Source organism: Pseudomonas sp. NPDC089534 (assembly GCF_044749305.1).
Lineage (GTDB): Bacteria > Pseudomonadota > Gammaproteobacteria > Pseudomonadales > Pseudomonadaceae > Aquipseudomonas > Aquipseudomonas ekonensis.
In genome coordinates this window covers 50040-70111 of the sequence record NZ_JBIVHR010000012.1, presented here as the reverse complement: position 1 = coordinate 70111, position 20072 = coordinate 50040, and the positions used below count along the sequence as shown (strand labels likewise).

Sequence of the window (20072 nt, the reverse complement as noted above, 5' to 3'; positions counted from 1 at the left end):
CTGTCAGGTTCACGCCGGTTGCAGCGGCATGGTCAGCTCGACGCGCAACCCGTCGGGGCGGCTGTCGAAATGCAGGGTGCAGGCGCAGCGCTGGACAATCGCCTGGACGATCGCCAGGCCCAGGCCGCAGCCGGTGCTCTGGCCGTTGCGCCAGAAGCGCTGGGTCAGGTGCTGCAGGTCGTCTGGGGCGATGCCGGGGCCGTGGTCGCGCACCACGAAGCGCACGCGGTTGCCGCTGGTCTCCAGGCTCAGTTCCACCGGGCCGTCCGCCGGCGTATGACGCAAGGCGTTGTCGAGCAGGTTGCGCAGGGCCGCGATCGACAGCACCGCCGGCATCTGCAGCGGCGCACCGGACAACCGCTCCGGCAGGTGCAGCCTGATCCGCCGGCGCTCGTCGCTGGCCGAGTCCTGGATCGCCAGTTTCGCCACTTGCTCGGCGCTGCACTGCACGCCGTCGTCGAACGACAGGCTGCCCTCGACACGGGCCAGCAACAGCAGTTGCTCAAGGGTGCGGTGCAGCCGGTCGGCCCCCTCCTCGGCCTTGGCCAAGGACTGGTCGCGGGCGCTGCCGTCGGTCATGCGCGCCACTTGCAGGTGGGTCTTGATCGCCGTCAGCGGGCTGCGCAGCTCATGGGCGGCGTCGCCGGTCAGGCGGCGTTCGCGCTCGATGGTCTTGCCGATGCGCAGGAACAACTGGTTCTGGGTTTCGAGCAGCGGTTTCAGCTCACTGGGGAAGGCCTGGATCTGCAACGGCTCCAGCGAGTCGGCGTTGCGCCGCATCAAGGCTTCGCGCAGGCGGTTGAGCGGCGTCAGCCCCTGCCCGATCCCCAGCCACAGCAGGCACAGGCAGCCCAGCAACGCCACACCCACCGGCACCGAAGCCGCCAGCAGGATCGACATGTTCAGGGCTTCGCGCTCGATCACCCGATCCGCCGTGGTGATCCGCACATCGCCCCGGGCCAGGGTGAAGGTGCGCCACGGCGCGCCGTCGATCATCTGGTCGTGGAAGCCCATTTTCTCCGCTTCCAGCGCCTGCTCGGGGTTGTTGTGGCTGCGGGCGAGGATCTCGCCGCGCAACGAGCTGACCTGGCAGGCCATGCCGCCGGGAATGTTCAGTTGCTCGGCGCTGAAATGGGTGCCCTCGCCCTTGCTCGGCAACGTCGGCAACTGCTCCAGCAGTCCGGCGACCATCCGCGCCGACGCCACCAGGCGCTGGTCGAGGGAAAACATCATCTGGTTGCGCAGGTCGCTGAGCATCCAGGCGGCGGCCAGGGCCCAGATCAGCGCGAAGGCGGCGCCGAGGGTCAGGCTCAGGCGCAGGCGCAGGCTCATCACTTGTCGGGTTCTCCGCCATCGGCCGGGCCCAGGCGATAGCCCAGGCCGCGCACGGTCTCTACGATGCCCTTGCCCAGCTTGCTGCGCAGGTGGTGGATGTGCACGTTGAGCGCGTTGCTTTCGAGCTCGTCGTTGAACCCGTAGACGCTGTCCTTCAGCTGTTCGGTGGAGAGCACCCGGCCACGGTTGTGCAGCAGGGCCTGCAGCAGCGATTGCTCGCGCCGCGAAAGGTCCACCGGCCGCCCGGCGAGGGTCGTCTCGCGGCTGCTCGGGTCGTAGGTCAGCGCGCCGTGCTCGATCAGGTTGACGCTGCGCCCCGCCACCCGCCGCAACAGGGTCTGCAGGCGGGCGAACAGTTCGCGCAGGTCGAAAGGCTTGAGCAGGTAATCGTCGGCGCCGGCCTGCAGGCCGTCGACCCGGTCGGTGACCGAATCCCGCGCGGTGAGGATCAGCACCGGAATCTCCAGGCCTTGCTGGCGCAACTGCTGCAGCAGCTTGAGGCCGTCTTCGTCGGGCAGGCCGAGGTCGAGCACCATCACGTCGAATTCCGCGACCTTGAGCATCGCCCGCGCCTTGGAGGCGGTGTTGACGTGTTCGACGGTCAGGCCTTGGGCCGTCAGCCCCGCGACGATGCCGCTGGCGATCAACTCGTCGTCTTCGCAAACCAGTACGTGCATGGTGGATCCCGTGGAAAAAGGCAGATTAGGCCGCCGGCCGATTAAGCCGACATTATGCCCCGAACGCCGCAGCGACAAGGGCGTGGCGGTTAATCATCGGTTAATCGCAGCGCGCCACTGTGCTCGTCAATTGCACAGGGACAAGGCTTCTCCATGCGTCACTTCTTTCTTTTTTTTGCGTTGCTGATCTCCACGCTGGCCCAGGCCGGCAACAATCCGTTCGACGCCAAGCCCGAGTTCCTGCCCGTCGACAAGGCCTTCGTGCTCACCTCCGAACGCCTGGAGTCCGGCGAAACCCAGCTGTTCTGGCAGATCACCGACGGCTATTACCTGTATCAGAAACGTCTGAAATTCGATGGCCTGAGCGCCGACCGGCAGCCGGCCCTGCCGGAGGGCGAGTCCCACAGCGACGAGTTTTTCGGTGAGCAACCGGTCTACCGCCAGGGCCTGGAGCTGAAGATCCCGGCCGGCGCCAGCGGCCAGGTCAAGGTCAGTTACCAGGGCTGCGCCGACGCCGGCCTGTGCTATCCGCCGCAGACCCGGGTCATCGACCTCGGCGGCCAGGCGACGCCTACCACGGACACTGAGGCGCCGGACCAAGCCCTGGCCAGCGGCCTGCAGCAACGGGCGCTGGGTTGGAGCCTGCTGGTGTTCTTCGGCCTCGGGCTGCTGCTGGCGTTCACCCCGTGCTCGCTGCCGATGCTGCCGATCCTGGCGGGCATGATCGTCGGCAGCGGCGCCACCCCGCGACGCGGCTTTGCCCTGGCCGGCAGTTATGTGATCTGCATGGCGCTGGTCTACGCGGCGATGGGCGTGGTCGCGGCCTCGCTGGGCGCGAACTTGCAGGCGTGGCTGCAGAACCCCTGGCTGCTGGGGACCTTCGCGGCGATTTTCGTGGTGCTGGCGCTGCCGATGTTCGGGTTCTTCGAGCTGCAGTTGCCGGTGGCGTTGCGCGACCGGCTGGAGCATGCCTCGCGCAGCCGCACCGGCGGCAGCCTGGTCGGCGCCGGGGTGCTGGGGGCGTTGTCCGGCCTGCTGGTCGGCCCGTGCATGACCGCACCGCTGGCCGGCGCCCTGCTCTACATCGCCCAGAGCGGCAACGCCGTGCACGGCGGGCTGATCCTGTTCGCCCTCGGCATCGGCATCGGCGTGCCGCTGCTGGTGCTGGTGACGGTGGGCAACCGTTTCCTGCCCAAGCCCGGCGCCTGGATGAACCTGCTCAAAGGCGTGTTCGGTTTCCTGTTCCTCGCCACCGCGCTGCTGATGCTGCGCCCGGTGCTGGATCCCGTGCTGTGGCTGGGCCTGTGCGGCGCCCTGCTGCTGATCGCCGCGTACAGCGCCTGGAAACAGTCCGAGGGGTTCGGCCGCGTCGCCCATGTGTTCGGCGCAGGTTCGCTGCTGCTGGGCCTGTGGGGCAGCCTGCTGGTGGTGGGCGCGGCCGGCGGCAGCGACGATCCGTATCGGCCCTTGCAGGTCTACAGCGCCGGACGCGCCGGCGCAGCGGCACCCGACAGCCATGACGCGTTCACCACGGTCAAGGATCCCGCCGCCCTTTCCCGCGAACTCGATGCGGCGAAGGCCCGGGGCCAGTGGGTGATGCTCGACTACTACGCCGACTGGTGCGTGTCGTGCAAGATCATGGAAAAGCAGGTGTTCGGCCAGGCGCGGGTGATGCAGGCGCTGAGCGATGTGCGCTTGCTCCGGATCGACGTCACCGCCGACAATGCCGCCAGCCGCGAACTGCTCGGCCGCTACAAAGTGCCGGGGCCACCGAGTTTCGTGTGGATCGGCGCCGACGGCGAAGAGCGGCGCGGCCGGCGCATCACCGGCGAGGTGGATGCCGACGCCTTCCTGCAACACTGGACCATCACCCGAGACGCCCGTTAATGCTGACCTTCACCCTCGGCACCTTTGCCATCGCGCTCAACCATCTGCTGCTGATCAGTGCATTGGCGCTGGCGACCTTCGTCGGCTGGCGGGTGGCCAAGCGTGGCGGCGACAATCCCGAGTCGGCGCTGTTCAGCCTGTTCCTGCTCGGCATGCTTGCGGCGCGCATCGCGTTCGTGGCCGTGTACTGGGGCCATTACCGCAGCGATCCCTGGCAGATCATCGACCTGCGCGACGGCGGCTTCCTCGCCTGGCCGGGCGTGATTGCGCTGCTGCTCGCCGCGCTGTACCGCGGCTGGCGCCGGCCGGGCCTGCGCCGCCCGCTGGGCTTCGGCGTGGTCAGCGGCGTGGGCTTCTGGCTGCTGGCGACCCTGTCGCTGGGCATCTATGAACAAGGCACGCGCCTGCCGCAGATCTCCCTGCGCAACGCCGCCGGAGAAACCGTGGAACTGACCGACTACCGGGGCGGGCCGCTGGTGATCAACCTGTGGGCCACCTGGTGCCCGCCGTGCCGGCGGGAAATGCCGGTGCTGGAGAACGCCCAGCAGCAGCGCCCGGATCTGACGTTCCTGTTCGTCAACCAGGCCGAGAGCATGCAGAGCGTGGCCACCTTTCTCGAGACCCAGGGCCTGAGCCTGAACAACGTCCTGTTCGACCGCAGCGGACGCCTGGGCCAGGCCGTGGGCTCCATGGCCCTGCCGACCACCTTGTTCTACAGCCCGGACGGGCGCCTGCTGGGCAGCCACCTGGGCGAGCTGTCGAACGCCAGCCTGGCCCGCGCCCTGGAAAACTTCGACACCCCCGATTCGAACCCGAACGCCGCACCGGCCACCTCTGCAAGGAAACTGCCATGCCCCGCCTCCGCCACCTGCTGACGCTGACCCTGGGCGCTGCCCTGCTGCATCTGCCGTCCGTGCAGGCCGCTGAAGAACTGCCCGACGCGATCAAGAAGATCGAAGCCAAGGGCGCGAAGATCGTCGGCCGCTTCGACGCCCCGGACGGCCTGCGCGGCTATGCGGCGCAGTACCAGAACCGCGGCATGGCGCTGTACCTGACGCCCGACGGCAAGCACGTGCTGCTGGGCAACCTGTACGACGCCGAGGGCAACGACCTGAGCAGCGCGCCGCTGCAGAAACTGGTCTATGCGCCGATGGCCAAGGAAGTCTGGGGCAAGTTCGAGGCGAGCAACTGGATCCAGGACGGCAACAAGGACGCCCCGCGCACCGTGTACCTGTTCAGCGATCCGAACTGCCCGTACTGCAACATGTTCTGGGAGCAGGCCCGACCCTGGGTCAAGGCCGGCAAGGTGCAGCTGCGCCACATCATGGTCGGCATCATCCGTGAGGACAGCCCGGGCAAGTCCGCCGCGCTGCTGGCGGCCAAGGATCCGGCCAAGGCCCTGGAAGACCACGAAAAGGCCGGCAAGGGCAGCTCGCTCAAGGCACTGAAGGACGTCCCGGCGGCGGTGCAGGCCAAACTGGAAGCGAACATGCAGTTGATGGACGAGCTGGAATTGCAGGCCACCCCAGCGATCTTCTACATGGACGACAAGGGCGACCTGCAGCAACAGCAAGGGGCGCCGACGCCGGACAAGCTGGCGAAGATCCTGGGATCCAAGTAACGCCGGGATCCTTGCGGGCACTGCCGCCCCCACATCGTTCTGCGCTGAACACAGGCTCTGCATTCACCCAAGATCTATGTGGGAGCCAGCCTGCTGGCGATGACGGTGGGTCAGGCAACCGTGATGCCGGATGTGCCGGCCTCATCGCTTGCAGGCAAGCTCCCACAGGTTTTGGTGGCGACTGCGGATTTTGCATTCACCCGAGATCCCCTGTGGGAGCCAGCCTGCTGGCGATGACGGTGGGTCAGGCGACGCTGATGCCGGATGTGCCGGCCCCATCGCGGGCCTAGCGGTTGCGCTCGCTGAGGAACGTCGACAGCACCTCGGTCACGAACGCCGGGTTCTCCAGGTTGGAGATGTGCCCCGCCTCCGGCACCAGCACGCACGGACAGCCAATCAGCTCCGCCATTTCCTGCGCCTCCGACGGCGGACGCGGTTTGTCCTGGTCGCCGCACACCACCAGCGTGGTCGTTGCATCCAGCTCCCCGAGACGCGGCAGCAAATCATTGCGCCCGAAGGTGATGCGCCCCATCGGCACGATGCTTTCGCGCAGGCGATCCGGCGAGTAGCCCGCCAGTTTCGCGCGAAAATCCCGGTACAGCACCGACTGCCGGTCGATGCCCGGCCGGAAGAAGATCGGCACGACGATGTCCAGCAGTTGCTCGGAAATCGCGCCGCTCTCTTCGATCTGCTTGAACAGGGAGAAGTAGTACTGACGGGTCGGTTCCGGCTCGACGCCGACGTAGGTGTCCATCAGCACCAGCCCGTTGAGCCGATGCGGCGCCGACAGCGCCAGGCGCACGCCCCACATGCCGCCCACCGACAGGCCGACGAGGGTGGCCCGGTCGATGTCCAGGTGATCGAGCAGCGCCAGGGCCTGGCGGGCGATGTCATCCAGCGACGCGGTGCCTTCGGGCAAGCGCCCGGACCCGCCGTGGCCCCACAGGTCCAATGCGATCACCCGGTAGTGCGGCGACAGCGCGGCGATCTGCGGTGCCCACATGGCCTCGTCCCACAGGTAGCTGCCGGCCAGCAGCACCGCCGGGCCCGAGCCTTGATCCGTGTAGTGCAGCGCTTGTCCGTCCACCGTGAAAAAGGGCATCCATCACCTCCGCGAGAAAAAGAGAACCGGCAGACTGAGCTGCCGGTTCGTTGTCGTCAACCTTGGAAATGTACGCCAATGTACAAGACGGTTTTGCGGTGGCCTTGCTGACGCCATCGCCAGCAGGCTGGCTCCCACAGGTTTTTGCGGTGTCCGCAATGTCTGCATTCACCCAAGATCCCTGTGGGAGCCAGCCTGCTGGCGATGGGGCCGGCGCGGCCCCGGCGATTAAAACCCTTCCAGTTCCGCCATCAGGTCATTGAGCCGGTCCGCCTTGTCCGCGGTGATGTCGTTGGCCACCAGTCCTTCGATGTACTCGGCCAGCTCCGCCACCGTGCTGCACTCGAACATCGCCCGCAGCGGCACATCCCGTTGCAGGGCCTTCTGCACCCGCGAGGCGATCTGCGTGGCCAGCAGCGAATGGCCGCCGAGCTCGAAGAAGTTGTCGCGCACGCCCACCTTCTCCACCTTCAGCACCTCGGCCCAGATGTCGGCCAGGGTCTGCTCCAGTTCGCTGCGCGGCGCCAGATAGTCCTGGCTCTGCAACTGGCCGATCTCCAGCGCCGGCAAGGCCTTGCGGTCGAGCTTGCCGTTGGCGTTGAGCGGCAGGCGGTCCAGCCACAGCCAGTGCAGGGGCACCATGTACTCCGGCAGTTCGGCGCGCAGGCGCTGCTTGATCCGCTCCAGCCGTTCGGCCGGGCTCAGGGCCGAATCGGCCGCCACCAGATAGCCGACCAGGTGCTTGCCGTTGGCGCCTTCCTGCACGCCGACCGCCCCGTCGCGGACTTCCGGCTGCTCGTGCAGACGCGCCTCGATCTCGCCCAGTTCGATCCGGTAGCCGCGGATCTTCACCTGATGGTCGACCCGGCCGACGTACTCCAGCACACCGTCGCTGCGACGGCGGGCCAAGTCACCGGTGCGGTAGAGCCGCTCGCCCGGCGCGCCGAACGGGTTCGGCACGAACACCGGCGCGGTGCGCAGCGGATCGCTGACGTAACCGCGACCGACCCCGGTGCCCGCCACGCACAGCTCGCCCACGGCACCCAGCGGCACCAGGTCCAGCGCGCCGTCGAGCAGGTACAACAGGTTATTGTCGGTCGGCGTGCCGATCGGCAGGTAGCTGCCGCGGGTCGAAGCCAGGTCGACCCGGAAGAACGCCACGTCGTCCGAACACTCCGCAGGACCGTAGGCGTTGACCAGACCGATGTCCGGGTAGCGCAGCAACCATTGGTGCGCCAGCTCCGGCGGCATCGCCTCGCCGGTCGGCAGCATCCAGCGCAGGCCGTCCAGGCTCAGGCGGTCCGAGGCGAGCATGCCCTGGATCAGCGACGGCACGCTTTCCAGCACGGTGATGCCCTGCTGCTGAACGTGCACCAGCAAGCCCTGCGGATCGTGCGCGATGGCGTTCGGCACGATGTCCACCCGTGCACCGAACAGCGGCGCGGCGAGGAACTGCCAGACCGAAATGTCGAAGCTCTGCGAGGCGGTCTGGGCGATCACATCGGCGTCGCTCAGGTTCAGGTACGGCACCTTGCTCAACTGGTTGTTGAGCATGCCGCGCTGCTCGACCATCACGCCTTTGGGCAGGCCGGTGGAGCCCGAGGTGTAGATCACGTAGGCCAGGTTGTCCGGGCCGCTGTAGATACCAGGGTCGGACGACGCTTGCGCGCCGGCCTGAATCTCTTCCCACACCAGCAGACGCGGACGGTTGGCGCAGCCGAACTCGTCGAGCAAGGCTTGGGCCTGTTCGCGGCACGCCTCGCTGCACACCAGCACCGGCGTGCGGCTCAGTTCGATGATGCGGCTCAGGCGCTGGCTCGGCAGGCCCGGATCCAGCGGCAGGTAGCCGGCGCCGGCCTTGAAGCTGCCGATGATCATGCCCAGCAGGTCGAGGTTGCGCTCGGCCAGCAGCGCCACCGGTTGGTCCATCCGCACCCCGGCCGCGACCAGCGCGTGGCCGAGGCGGTTGGCGCGCAGGTTCAGCTCGGCGTAGCTCTGGCGCCGGTCGAGGCAACTGGCGGCGATGCGTTGCGGGTGCGCCGCCACCTGCGCTTCGAACAGTTCGACGTAGCTCTTCTCCAGCGGATAGTCGTGGGCGCTCCGGTTGCAGCCGTGCAGCAGGAAGTCCTGCTCCTCGGCGCCCAGCAGCGGCAGGTCGGCCATGTCGCCATGGAAGCCGTCCACCAGCGCCAGCAGCAGGCGCTTGAACTCGCCGAGCATGCGCTCGACCGTCGACTCGTCGAAGTAGCGCTGGTCGTAGGACAGGTGCAGGCCGAGGTCGTCGCCCGGGTAGCACACCGCCGTCAGCGGGAAGTTGGTGTGGGTGCGGCCCGAGTCCGACGTGGCGTTGAGGCTCTGCGCCCGGTCCAGCACCGAGACCTCCACCGGGGCGTTCTCGAACACGAACAGGCTGTCGAACAGCGGCTGGCCCTTGGGCAGTTCGCTCTGTTCCTGGATGTTCACCAGCGGCAGGTACTCGTACTCGCGCAGCTGCATGTTGCTGTCGAGCAGGCCGCTGAGCCACTGGCGCACGCCGCAGCGCTGGTCGTCCGCCGGGATCTGCACCCGCAGCGCGATGCTGTTGATGAACAGCCCCACGGTGCGCTGCATCTGCGGCATCTCCACCGGACGGCCGGCCACGGTGACGCCGAACAGCACGTCGCGGTCGCCGCTCAGGCGGCGCAGCACCAGCGCCCACGCCGCCTGGGCGAAGGTGTTGACGGTCAGCTGATGGGCCTGGGCCAGTTCGCGCAGGCGGGCGCCGTCCCGCACATCGAGGCGGGTGTAGCGGTCGCCGACGATCATGCCGCCGCTCTCGCCGGCGTGTTCACGCAGGAACGGGCGGTCGCTCGGGATCGGCGTGGTGCGCTCGAACCCTTGCAGGTTCTGCTGCCACCACTGGCGCGCCTCGGCCAGGCTCTGGCGCTGCAGCCAGCCGATGTAGTCGCGGTAGCGCGGCGGCACGGCCAGTTGCGCTTCGCGGCCTTCGCCCAGGGCGGTGTAGATCTCGAAGAAATCGTTCATCAGCAGCGAGCGGCACCAGGCATCGATCAGGATGTGGTGGTTGCTCATCATGAACCAGTAGCGGGCCTCGCCGACCTTGATCAGGCGCAGGTGGAACGGCGCCTGGTTGAGCAGATCGAACCCGGCCTCGCGCTCGGTCTTGAGCAACGCCTGAAGTTTCGGCTCCTGCTCGGCGTCGGCGACCGCGCTCCAGTCCAGGTACTCGATCGGCGTGCGGCCCGGGGTGTGGATCACTTGCAGCATGTCTTCGCCGACGTTCCAGCAGAACGAAGCGCGCAAGGCTTCGTGACGGGCCGCCACCGCTTGCCACGCCTGGGCGAAGCGCTCGGGGTCGAGCGCGCTGTTGATGCGGTAGCGGTCCTGCATGTAGTACAGGCCGGTGCCCGGTTCGAGCAGGGTGTGCAGCAGCATGCCCTCCTGCATCGGGGTCAGCGGGTACACGTCTTCGATCTGCGCCGCCGGCACCGGCAACGCGTCGAGCTGGGCCTGGGTCAGCTTGGCCAGCGGGAAGTCCGACGGCGTCAGGCCGCCCGCGCCGTCTTGCAGGCAGTGGCCGATCAGGCTCTGCAGCTCGCCGATGTAGGCATCGGCCAGGTCCTGGATGGTCTGCGGGTCGTAGCGCTCGGCGCTGAAGGTCCAACGCAGCTGCAACTCGCCGCCGGACACCTGGCCGTCGACGCTCAGCTCGTTCGGCAGCGGGGCCTGCGGATCGTGGGCGGCGCCCACCGGTTCGTCCAGCGGACGGAACAGCGCGTCGTTGCCCAGGGTCTGGTCGAGCTGGCCGAGGTAGTTGAAGGTGACCGGCGCGTTCGGCAGCGCCGCCATGCTGTCGCGGCTGGCGCCGTCGGCCAGGTAGCGCAGCACGCCGTAGCCCAGGCCTTTGTGCGGCACCGCGCGCAACTGTTCCTTGATCGCCTTGATCGAGGCGCCTTGCCCGGCCGCCTCTTCGATGCCGTGCGGGGTCAGGCGCAGCGGGTAGGCGCTGGTGAACCAGCCGACGGTGCGGGTCAGGTCGATGTCGTCGAACAGGGGTTCGCGACCGTGCCCTTCCAGCTGGACGAGCGCCGACGGCTGGCCGCTCCAGCGGCACAGCACGCGGGCCAGCGCGGTCAGCAGCAGGTCGTTGACCTGGGTGCGGTAGGCGCTCGGCGCCTGTTGCAGCAGTTGTTTGGTGCGCTCGGCATCCAGCTGCACGTTGACGGTTTGCCCGTGACGGTTCTGGCGCCCGCCCTCGGGGTTCTCGCACGGCAGCCCGGCCGTAGGACCTGCCAGTTGCGCTTGCCACCAGCCCAGTTCCTCACGCAGGGATTCGCTGCCGGCATAGGCCTGCAAACGCGCCGCCCAGTCCTTGAAGGCGCTGGTCTTGGCCGGCAGGTTCACCGACTGCCCGGCATCGAGTTGGCGGTACACGGTCTGCAGGTCGTCGAGCAGCACGCGCCACGACACCCCATCGACCACCAAGTGGTGGATGGCGATGAACAGACGCTGCTGGCCTTGCGGCCCATCGACCAGCACCGCACGCAGCAGCGGCCCGTGCTCCAGGTCGAGGCTGCGCTGGGCGTCGGCGAACAGCGCGGCGCACTTGTCCATGGACGGCACACGCACTTGCCACAGCACCGCAGCGTCGGTGACCGGTTGATGGTTCGCCTGCCATTCGCCATTGGCCTCAGTGAAGCGCAGGCGCAAGGCGTCGTGCTGTTCGATCACCGCCAGCAGCGCCTGCTCCAGGCGATGGGGTTCCAGCGCGGCGGCAGGCGCCAGCAGCAACGCCTGGTTCCAGTGCTGGCGCTCGGTGATTTCGGTGTCGAAGAACCAGTGCTGGATCGGCGTCAGCTGCGATTCGCCGCTCACCAGCCCTTGCTCGGCGGTCACGGTTTCGCTGCGGCTCGCCACGGCGGCCAGGGTCTGCACCGTCTGGTGCTGGAACAGGTCGCGCGGGCTGAAATGGATGCCCTGCTGCCGCGCACGGCTGACCACCTGGATCGACAGGATCGAGTCGCCGCCCAGTTCGAAGAAGTTGTCGTTGAGGCCGACCTGCGCGACGTTGAGCACCTCGCACCAGATCTGCGCCAGGGTCTGCTCCAGCTCGTTGCTCGGCGCCACGTAGTCCTGGCGGTTGAGCGCAGGGTCCGGCGCCGGCAAAGCGCGGCGGTCGAGTTTGCCGTTGGCGGTCAGCGGCATGCTGGCCAGCAGGATCAGGTGGGTCGGCACCATGTAGTCCGGCAGTTGCGCCTTGAGGTGCGCCTTGAGCGCTTCGCGCAGTTGCGCCTGTTGCGGTTCGCCCTGTTCGGCCACGTCGGTGACGAGGTAGCCGACCAGTTGCTTGCCGCTCGGCGCGTCCAGCGCCAGCACCACGGCTTCGCGGATCGCCTCGTGGTCCAGCAGGCGGGTTTCGATTTCCCCCAGTTCGATGCGGAAGCCGCGGATCTTCACCTGATGGTCGATCCGGCCCATGTACTCCACCAGGCCGTCGGCGCCCTGGCGCACCAGGTCGCCGGTGCGGTACATGCGCCCGCCGTCGGCGGCGAACGGGTCCGCCACGAAGCGTTCGGACGTGATGCCCGCCCGCTCGTGATAACCCACCGCCAGGCCGGCGCCGCCGACGTACAGTTCGCCCGTCGCGCCTTGCGGCACCAACGCCAGGTCGGCGTCGAGGATGTAGGCGACGCGGTCGCCGATCACGCTGCCGATCGGCACGCTGCCGGCGCCCTCCTCCAGCACCTCGGGCGCGAGGCTCGCCAGCGGCATGACCACGGTTTCGGTCGGGCCGTAGGCGTTGAAGAACACGCTCGGCTTGAACGCGGCGCGGATCCGTTGCAGGTGCTCGCCGGTCAGCGCTTCGCCGCCGGTGATGATCATGCGCACCGGCAAGGTCTCGCTTTGCGTCGCCAGCCATTGGGCCAACTGGCTGCCGTAGCTCGGGGTGAATCCGAGGATGCTGATGCGGTGGGTGCGGATCAGGCCGCAGATTTCCTCGGCGTCCCATTGCCCTTGGGCACGCAGCACCACGTGGGCGCCGCTGAGCAGCGGCACCAGCAGACGCTCGGTGGCGGCGTCGAAGTTGATCGAATAGAAGTGCAGTTCGCAATCGTCCGGGCGCATGCCGAAGCGTTCGATCACGGCCTGGCAGTGCATGGCGATCTCGCCGTGGGACACCACCACGCCTTTCGGCTTGCCGGTGGAGCCCGAGGTGTAGATCAGGTACGCCTGGTGCTGCGGCAGACTGATGAACGGCAGCTCGCCGGACGGCTGGCCGGCCAGCGCGGCGCTGTCGTCCTCCAGGCACCAGCGCGCCACGTTCGGCGGCAGTTCGCCCAGGGCGGCGAACATCGCCCGGTCGCTGAGCAGCAGGCCGACGCCGCTGTCCTCGATCATGTAATGCAGGCGGTCGAGCGGGTATTCCGGATCCAGCGGCACATAGGCGCCGCCGGCCTTGAGGATCGCCAGCAGGCCGATGACCATTTCCAGCGACCGCTCAAGTGCCAGGCCGACCCGCACCTGCGGGCCGACGCCGCGTTCGCGCAGCGCCCAGGCCAAGCGGTTGGCGCGGGCGTCGAGCTCGGCGTAGCTCAGGGTCTGCCCGGCGAAGGTCAGGGCCGGCGCGTCCTTGCGCGCCAGCGCCTGTTCGGCGAACAGGTGATGGATGCACTGGTCGAGACGATGCTCGCCGGCCTCGACGCCGAGGCTGTCGAGCAGGCGCTGGCGCTCCGGCGCGTCCAGCAGCGGCAGTTCGCTCAGGGGCCGCTGCGGATCGGCGATCAGCGCCTCCAGCAGGTTGCGCCAATGCCCGGCCATGCGGGCGATGGTCGGCTCGTCGAACAGGTCGGTGCTGTAGGTCAGGCAGCAGCCCAGACGGTGGTCGAGGTCGGTGACTTCCAGGTTGAGGTCGAACTTGGTCGCCCGTGCGTCGTTGACCAGGTACTCGACGGTCATGCCGGCCAGGGTGCGGGTCTGCTGGAATTCCCAGCGCTGCACGTTGCACATCACCTGGAACAGCGGGTTGTAGGCGGCGCTGCGCGGCGGCTGCAACGCTTCCACCAGATGGTCGAACGGCAGGTCCTGATGGGACTGGCCTTCGATCACGGTGTGGCGCACATGGTCGAACAGCTCGCCCACCGTCATCCGCCCGTCGAGCTGGCAGCGCAGGACCTGGGTGTTGAGGAACGCGCCGATCAGCCCTTCGCTTTCCGGACGGATGCGGTTGGCCACCGGTGCGCCGATGCGCAGGTCGGTCTGGCCGCTGTAGCGGTAAAGCAAGGTCGCCAGCGCGGCGGTCATGGTCATGAACAGGGTCAGGCCGTTCTGCGCATTGAAGGCGCGCACGCGGGCGGCCAGGTCATCGCTCAGGTCGAAGCGGAACAGTTCGCCCCGGTGGCTCTGCACCGGCGGACGCGGACGGTCGCCCGGCAACTCCAGCAGCGGGTGTTCGCGGCCCAACTGGGCGGTCCAGTAGTCGAGCTGACGCTGGCGCTCGCCGGACTCCAGCCACTGGCGCTGCCAGACGCTGTAGTCGAGGTACTGCACCGGCAGCGGTTCCAGCGGCGAGTCGCGGTCGTCGACGAACGCTTCGTACAGCGCGCTGAGTTCGCGGGCGAAGATGTCCATCGCCCAGCCTTCGGTGACGATGTGGTGCAGGGTCAGGACGAAGTAGTGCTCCTGCTCGGCGGCCTTGACCAGGCAGGCGCGCAGCAGCGGACCGGTTTCCAGGTCGAACGGCCGGTGCGCCTCTTCATCGGCCAGTTGCTGGACCTTCTGCTCGCGGACTTCGGCCGGGTGCTTGGAGAAGTCCTTCCAGTCCATGCGCAGGCCGGTTTCGGCATGCACCTGCTGACGGGCCACGCCATCGACGCTCGGGAACGTGGTGCGCAGGGTTTCGTGACGCAGGATCAGCGCCTGCAGCGCCGCCTCGAAGCGCCCGACATCCAGCACCCCGCGCAGGCGCGCCATGCCGCCGACGTTGTACGCCGGGCTGTCCGGCTCCATCTGCCAGAGGAACCACATGCGCTGCTGCGAATAGGACAGCGGCACCGGCCGGCTGCGGTCGACCTTCTCGATCGGTGGCTGCTTGTTGGTGCGGCCGCTGGCCTGGATCAGGCGGATCTGTTCGGCGAAACCGCCGAGCTCGCTGTGTTCGAACAGCGCCCGCAGCGGCAGCTCGACGTCGCAGGCCTGGCGGGTGCGGGAAATGATCTGGGTGGCCAGCAGCGAATGGCCGCCGAGGGCGAAGAAGTCATCGCGCAAGCCGACCTGCGACAACCCCAGCACCTCTCGCCAGATCGCGGCGATCTGGCGTTCCAGTTCAGTGACCGGTTCGACGTGCTCGCGCACCTGCCACTGCGGCTCGGGCAAGGCACGACGGTCGAGCTTGCCGCTGGGGCTCAGCGGCATGTCGTCCAGGCGCATCAGTTGCGCCGGCACCATGTATTCCGGCAGTTCGGCGGCGAGGGCGGTTTTCAGGCGGGCGATTTGCGCCTCCCCGTCCTCATCGGCATCGCCGGCGGTGAAGTAGCCGATCAGTTGCGGGCCGGCGGCGGTGTCGCGCACCAGCACGGCAGCCTGGGCGACGCCGTCCTGCGCCAGCAGACGCGCTTCGATCTCCTCCGGTTCGACCCGGAAGCCCCGCAGCTTGACCTGCTGATCGAGACGGCCGAGGTATTCGATCACGCCGTCGTTCGTCCAGCGTGCCCGGTCACCGGTGCGGTACAGGCGTGCGCCCTGCTCGCCCATCGGGTCGACCACGAAACGTTCGGCGGTCAGCGCCGGCCGCCCGAGGTAGCCGCGGGCCAGGCCGATGCCGCTGATGCACAGCTCGCCCGGCACACCCGCCGGCACCGGATTGAGGTCGCTGTCGAGCACCCGGCAGATCACGTTGCCCAGCGGGCGGCCGATCGGCGAACGCTCGCCGTCGGCCTCGCTGCACTGCCAGTGGGTGACGTTGATGGCGGTTTCGGTCGGGCCGTAGCGGTTGTGCAGCTGCACCGCCGGCAGTTGCGCCAGCACGCGGTTGCGCAATTCCGCCGGCAGCGCTTCGCCGCCGGAGAACACCCGGCGCAGGCTGGTGCATTCGGCGCTCAGGGGTTCGTCGATGAACAGCGACAGCAGCGGCGGTACGAAGTGCAGCGTGGTCACGCCGTACTGCTGCACCAGCTCGGCGATGCGGTGCGGATCGCGGTGCTCGCCGGGGCCGGCGATCAGCAGGCGCGCGCCGGTGATCAGCGGCCAGAAGCATTCCCACACCGACACGTCGAAACTGATCGGCGCCTTCTGCATCAGCACATCGCTGTCGTTCAGCTGATAAGTGGCCTGCATCCATTGCAGACGCTCGGCCAAGGCGGCATGGGTGTTGCCCACGCCTTTGGGCTGGCCGGTGGAGCCGGAGGTGTAGATCACATACGCAAGGTTGTCGCCGTGCAGGTGCAGGCCCGGCGCCTGGCTCGGCCAGGTGTCCAGGTGCAGGGCGTCCATGGCGATGACGCTGACGCCTTCGCTGGCCGGCAGGCGGTCGAGCAACGCGGTCTGGGTCAGCAGCAGCCCGACGCCGCTGTCGGCCAGCATGTAGGCCAGGCGTTCGGCGGGGTAGTCCGGATCCAGCGGCACATAGGCGCCGCCGGCCTTGATGATCGCCAGCAGGCCGATCAGCAGTTGCGGCGAACGCTCGGCGGCGATGGCCACGCAGACGTCCGGGCCGACGCCCTTGTCGCGCAGGTAATGGGCCAGGCGGTTGGCGCGGGTGTGCAGTTCGGCGAGGTCGAGGCTGCCGCCCTCCCACACCAGCGCGGTGCGTTCCGGGGTTTGCCGCACCTGCTCGTTGAGCAGCTCCGGCAGCCACTGCAGGGCGGCGGCGCACGGTGCGCCGCTCCAGTCATCCTGGCGCGACTGTTCGTGGGCCGTCAGCAGTTGCAGGTCGCCGATGGCCGCTTGCGGGCGCTCGCAGGCATCGGCCAACAGGCGGGTGAAATGCTCCGCCAGGCGCTCGACGGTGGCGGGGTCGAACAGTTCGTCGGCGTAGTCGAACGACAGGGTCAGACGCCCGTTGCGGTCTTCCTCGCTGTGCAGCTGCAGGTCGAACTTGGCTTCGCGGCTGTGCCACGGCAGCTCTTCGGCGAGCAGGCCCGGCAGGCGCTTGAGCGCGCTCAGGTCACGTTGCTGGTGGTTGAACATGACCTGGAACAGGCCTTGCTCGCGAGCCTTTGGGAAGGCTTCGAGCAGTTGCTCGAACGGCAGGTCCTGGTGGGCCTGGGCGCCGAGCGCCGCCTCACGGGTGCGGGCCAGCAGTTCGCTGAACGGCAGGCGCGGATCCAGCTCGGCGCGCAGCACCTGGGTGTTGATGAAGAAGCCGATCAGGCCTTGGGTCTCCAGGCGCGGACGGTTGGCGTTGGGCACGCCGATGCGGATGTCGCGCTGGCCGCTGTAGCGGTGCAGCAGGCTCTGGAAGGCCGACAGCAACAGCATGAACGGCGTGGCGGACTGGGCCTGCGCGGCGTTGCGCACCGCCTCGCTGAGGCTGACGCTCAGCCGCACGGTGTGGCGGGCGGCGCTGCGGGTCTGGCGGGCCGAGCGCGGATGGTCGGTGGCCAGTTCCAGGGTCGGCTGCTCGTCGCCCAGTTGCGCTTTCCAATACGTCAGCTGCCGCTCGCCCTCGCCCTGGGCCAGCCATTGGCGCTGCCAGCTGCCGTAGTCGGCGTATTGGGTCGGCAATGGCGCCAGCTCCGCCCGCTGCCCCTGGGACGCGGCGGCGTACAGGCGCGAGAACTCGTCGATCAGCACGTTCAGCGACCAACCGTCGGCGATGATGTGGTGCATCGTCACCAGCAGTTGGTGATCCTCGTCGTCGAGGCGGATCAGGGTCACCCACAGCAGCGGGCCCTTTTCCAGGTCGAACTGGGTGCGCGCCTCGTCTTCGCGGATCTGCTGCGCGCGGGCCTCGCGCTCGGCGGCCGGCAGGTCGCTGAGGTCGATCCGCTGCAGCTCGAAACCGCCGGCAGGAAACACCTGCTGCAGGGCCACGCCGTCGCGTTCGAAGAAGCGGGTGCGCAGGGATTCGTGGCGCTCGATCAGTTGCTGGAAGCTGGCGCTCAGGGCGTCCTCATCGAGTTCGCCGCGAAGGCGCAGGCCGCCGGGAATGTTGTAGGCGCTGCTGTGCGGGTCGAGCTGCCAGGTGATCCACAGACGGTTCTGCGCCAGGGACTGCGGCAACGCCTCATGACGCGGCAACGCGGCGATTTCGCCCTGGGCGCTGCCGCCGTCCTGTTGCTGCTGCGCCACGGCGGCGGCAAACGCGCTCAGGGTCGGGGCTTCGAACAGCAGGCGCAGGTTCAGCTCCAGGCCCAGTGCTTCGCGCACCTTGGCGATCACCTGGGCGGCGGCGATGGAGTTGCCGCCGAGCAGGAAGAAATGGTCGTCGGCGTTGACCTGTTTGACGTTCAGGTGTTCGGCCCAGATCTGGCCGATGCGCGCCTCAAATTCGGAGGCCGAGGCAACCGGTGCCTGACCTTCGGCGGTCGCGGACGGAAACACCGCGTAGCTGTCGAGGCTGCCGTCGGCCAAGCGGTTGCGGCACGCCGAGCGTTGCAGCTTGCCGCTGGAGGTCTTCGGCAACGCGCCCGGATTGAGCAGCACCACCACGCTCGGCGCTTCTTGATAGGCCTCGGCCACCGCCTGGCGGATCGCTTTGATCAGCGCCTCCGGCGGCAGGATCTTCTGCACGCTGCGGCTGATCTCCGCCGCGATGCCGATGCCCTCCTCGCCGTTCTGATTGACCGCGAACGCCGCCACGCGGCCCTTGCGCACCACTTCAACCTCGTTCTCGACGGTCTTCTCGATGTCCTGCGGGTACAGGTTGTGGCCACGCACGATCAGCATGTCTTTCAAACGGCCGGTGATGAACAGCTCGCCCTCGCGGAAAAAGCCCAGGTCGCCGGTGCGCAGCCAGGTCTGGCCGGCATGCCGGACGAAGGTCTTGGCGGTGGCCTCGGGGTTGCGCCAGTAGCCGTGGGCGATGCTCGGGCCCGACGCCCAGACTTCGCCGACAGTGTTGTCGGCCGATTCTTGCAGCGTGACCGGATCGACGATCCGCACCGCATGCTGCGGCTGGCTGATGCCGCAGCTCATGACCGGGCTGCCTTCGCCCGGCTCGGCGCGGTTCTGCGCCAGCGCCGCGTCGTCCACGCGCAGGGCCGGAATGCCCTGGCCGCGCGGCGTGCCGGCGACGAACAGGGTCGCTTCGGCCAGCCCGTAGGACGCCATGAAGCTGTCCTCGCTGAAACCGCAGGCGGTGAATTTCTCGGCGAACCGCTCCAGGGTGTCGAGACGGATCGGCTCGGAACCGGAGTAGGCCACGCGCCAGCGGCTCAGGTCGAGACGCTCCAGCGCCGATTCGCTGACCCGCTCGCTGCACAGCCGATAGGCGAAATCCGGCCCGCCGCTGATGGTGCCGCCGTACTGGCTGATCGCTTCGAGCCAGCGCAGCGGACGGCCGAGGAAGTACGCCGGCGACATCAGGATGCACGGCACGCCGCTGAAGATCGGCTGCAGCAGGCCGCCGATCAGGCCCATGTCGTGGTACAGCGGCAGCCAGCTGACGATCACGTCGTCCGGGTTCACGTCGATGCCGAAGCCGTGGCGGATCAGCAGTTCGTTGGCCACCAGGTTGCCGTGGCTGACCTGCACGCCCTTGGGCAGCGCGGTGGAGCCGGAGGTGTATTGCAGGAAGGCGATGTGGTCGCCAGGCAGCTGCGGCTCGACCCAGCGTTCGGCCAGCGCGTCGTCGAGGGTGTCGACGCACAGCAGCGGCGGCGCGCCTTCGATCTGCTGCAAGGCGTCGCGCAGGCCGGCGCTGGTCAGCAGCAGGCGCGGCTCGGCGTCGGCGATGATCGACAGCAGGCGTTCCTGGTGATGACGCTTGGCCGACTCCGGCGGATAGGCCGGCACGGCGATGACGCCGGCGTACAGGCAACCGAAGAACGCCGCGACATAATCCGGCCCGCTGGGAAACAGCAGCACCGCACGCTCGCCGAACCCGGCCTCGGCCTGCAGCGCCGCCGCGATGGTGCGCGCGCGCCGGTCGAGTTCGGCATAGCTGAGCACCACGGCCTGCTCCTCGGATTCGGCGAGAAAGCGCAAGGCCAGCCGGTCCGGCGTCAGGGCCGCCCGGCGCTGAAGGGCTTGGACCAGGGTGCTGGGGAGTTCGAACGCGTCGGTCATGAGGTTTCCTGCCTGAATTCGGCTTGCTAGTGGAATCGGGTTGCTGCGTCACGCCCGGCGGGAGCGTGCAGGGCGCGGTCTGTGCCGACCGCGCAAGGCATGGGAATGCTGTCTGGCCGGGGCTGCGCGCCCGGAACCATTCACCAATGAGAACGGATGACGTCTTGAAATAATTAGTCGGCAGGCTGGATCGCCAATGGGGCCTGGAGGTGCAACCGCTGCG

The 20072-nt window shown here is 68.3% G+C and carries 7 protein-coding genes; 3 read left to right on the top strand and 4 right to left on the bottom strand.

Features of this window, described 5'->3' with window-relative positions; translation table 11 throughout:
- Nucleotides 1-9: 9 nt before the first annotated feature.
- Entirely contained in the window at nucleotides 10-1332 is a 1323-nt protein-coding gene (locus tag ACIP0B_RS05565) for an ATP-binding protein (protein WP_400830382.1), read from the bottom strand.
- Nucleotides 1332-2012 carry a response regulator gene (locus ACIP0B_RS05560; protein WP_400830380.1) on the bottom strand — a complete coding sequence of 227 codons (681 nt, stop codon included), beginning with the start codon at nucleotides 2010-2012 and terminating at the stop codon, nucleotides 1332-1334. The genes ACIP0B_RS05565 and ACIP0B_RS05560 overlap by 1 nt, the downstream gene beginning before the upstream one ends.
- 153 nt (nucleotides 2013-2165) lie before the next feature.
- On the opposite strand from ACIP0B_RS05560, the gene dsbD reads away from it, so the two are divergent.
- From dsbD to dsbG, 3 genes are read left to right on the top strand one after another with little or no spacing between them, the layout of a single operon-like run.
- Nucleotides 2166-3899 carry a protein-disulfide reductase DsbD gene (gene dsbD, locus ACIP0B_RS05555; protein WP_400830379.1) on the top strand — a complete coding sequence of 578 codons (1734 nt, stop codon included), beginning with the start codon at nucleotides 2166-2168 and terminating at the stop codon, nucleotides 3897-3899.
- On the top strand, nucleotides 3899-4774 hold the full coding sequence (locus tag ACIP0B_RS05550; RefSeq protein ID WP_400830377.1) for a prolipoprotein diacylglyceryl transferase family protein: 876 nt from the start codon (nucleotides 3899-3901) through the stop codon (nucleotides 4772-4774). The genes dsbD and ACIP0B_RS05550 overlap by 1 nt, the downstream gene beginning before the upstream one ends.
- Nucleotides 4750-5520, top strand: coding sequence for a thiol:disulfide interchange protein DsbG (dsbG, locus tag ACIP0B_RS05545; RefSeq protein ID WP_400830375.1), 771 nt, complete (start codon nucleotides 4750-4752; stop codon nucleotides 5518-5520). Before ACIP0B_RS05550 ends, dsbG begins: the two co-directional genes overlap by 25 nt.
- Before the next feature lie 286 nt (nucleotides 5521-5806).
- Here dsbG and ACIP0B_RS05540 read toward each other — a convergent pair whose 3' ends face one another.
- Together ACIP0B_RS05540 and ACIP0B_RS05535 are read right to left on the bottom strand one after the other, a co-directional pair.
- Nucleotides 5807-6622 carry an alpha/beta fold hydrolase gene (locus ACIP0B_RS05540; protein ID WP_400830374.1) on the bottom strand — a complete coding sequence of 272 codons (816 nt, stop codon included), beginning with the start codon at nucleotides 6620-6622 and terminating at the stop codon, nucleotides 5807-5809.
- 228 nt (nucleotides 6623-6850) lie between these two features.
- Nucleotides 6851-19849, bottom strand: a complete 12999-nt coding sequence (locus tag ACIP0B_RS05535; RefSeq protein WP_400830373.1) for a non-ribosomal peptide synthetase — start codon at nucleotides 19847-19849, stop codon at nucleotides 6851-6853.
- Between the last annotated feature and the right edge of the window lie 223 nt (nucleotides 19850-20072).

Excerpts from the sequence above, each read along its gene's own strand:
- ACIP0B_RS05540 (WP_400830374.1), bottom strand. The coding sequence starts at position 6,622 with ATGCCCTTTTTCACGGTGGACGGACAAGCGCTGCACTACACGGATCAA.
- ACIP0B_RS05565 (WP_400830382.1), bottom strand. The coding sequence starts at position 1,332 with ATGAGCCTGCGCCTGCGCCTGAGCCTGACCCTCGGCGCCGCCTTCGCG.
- dsbG (WP_400830375.1), top strand. The coding sequence starts at position 4,750 with ATGCCCCGCCTCCGCCACCTGCTGACGCTGACCCTGGGCGCTGCCCTG.
- dsbD (WP_400830379.1), top strand. The coding sequence starts at position 2,166 with ATGCGTCACTTCTTTCTTTTTTTTGCGTTGCTGATCTCCACGCTGGCC.
- ACIP0B_RS05550 (WP_400830377.1), top strand. The coding sequence starts at position 3,899 with ATGCTGACCTTCACCCTCGGCACCTTTGCCATCGCGCTCAACCATCTG.
- ACIP0B_RS05560 (WP_400830380.1), bottom strand. The coding sequence starts at position 2,012 with ATGCACGTACTGGTTTGCGAAGACGACGAGTTGATCGCCAGCGGCATC.
- ACIP0B_RS05535 (WP_400830373.1), bottom strand. The coding sequence starts at position 19,849 with ATGACCGACGCGTTCGAACTCCCCAGCACCCTGGTCCAAGCCCTTCAG.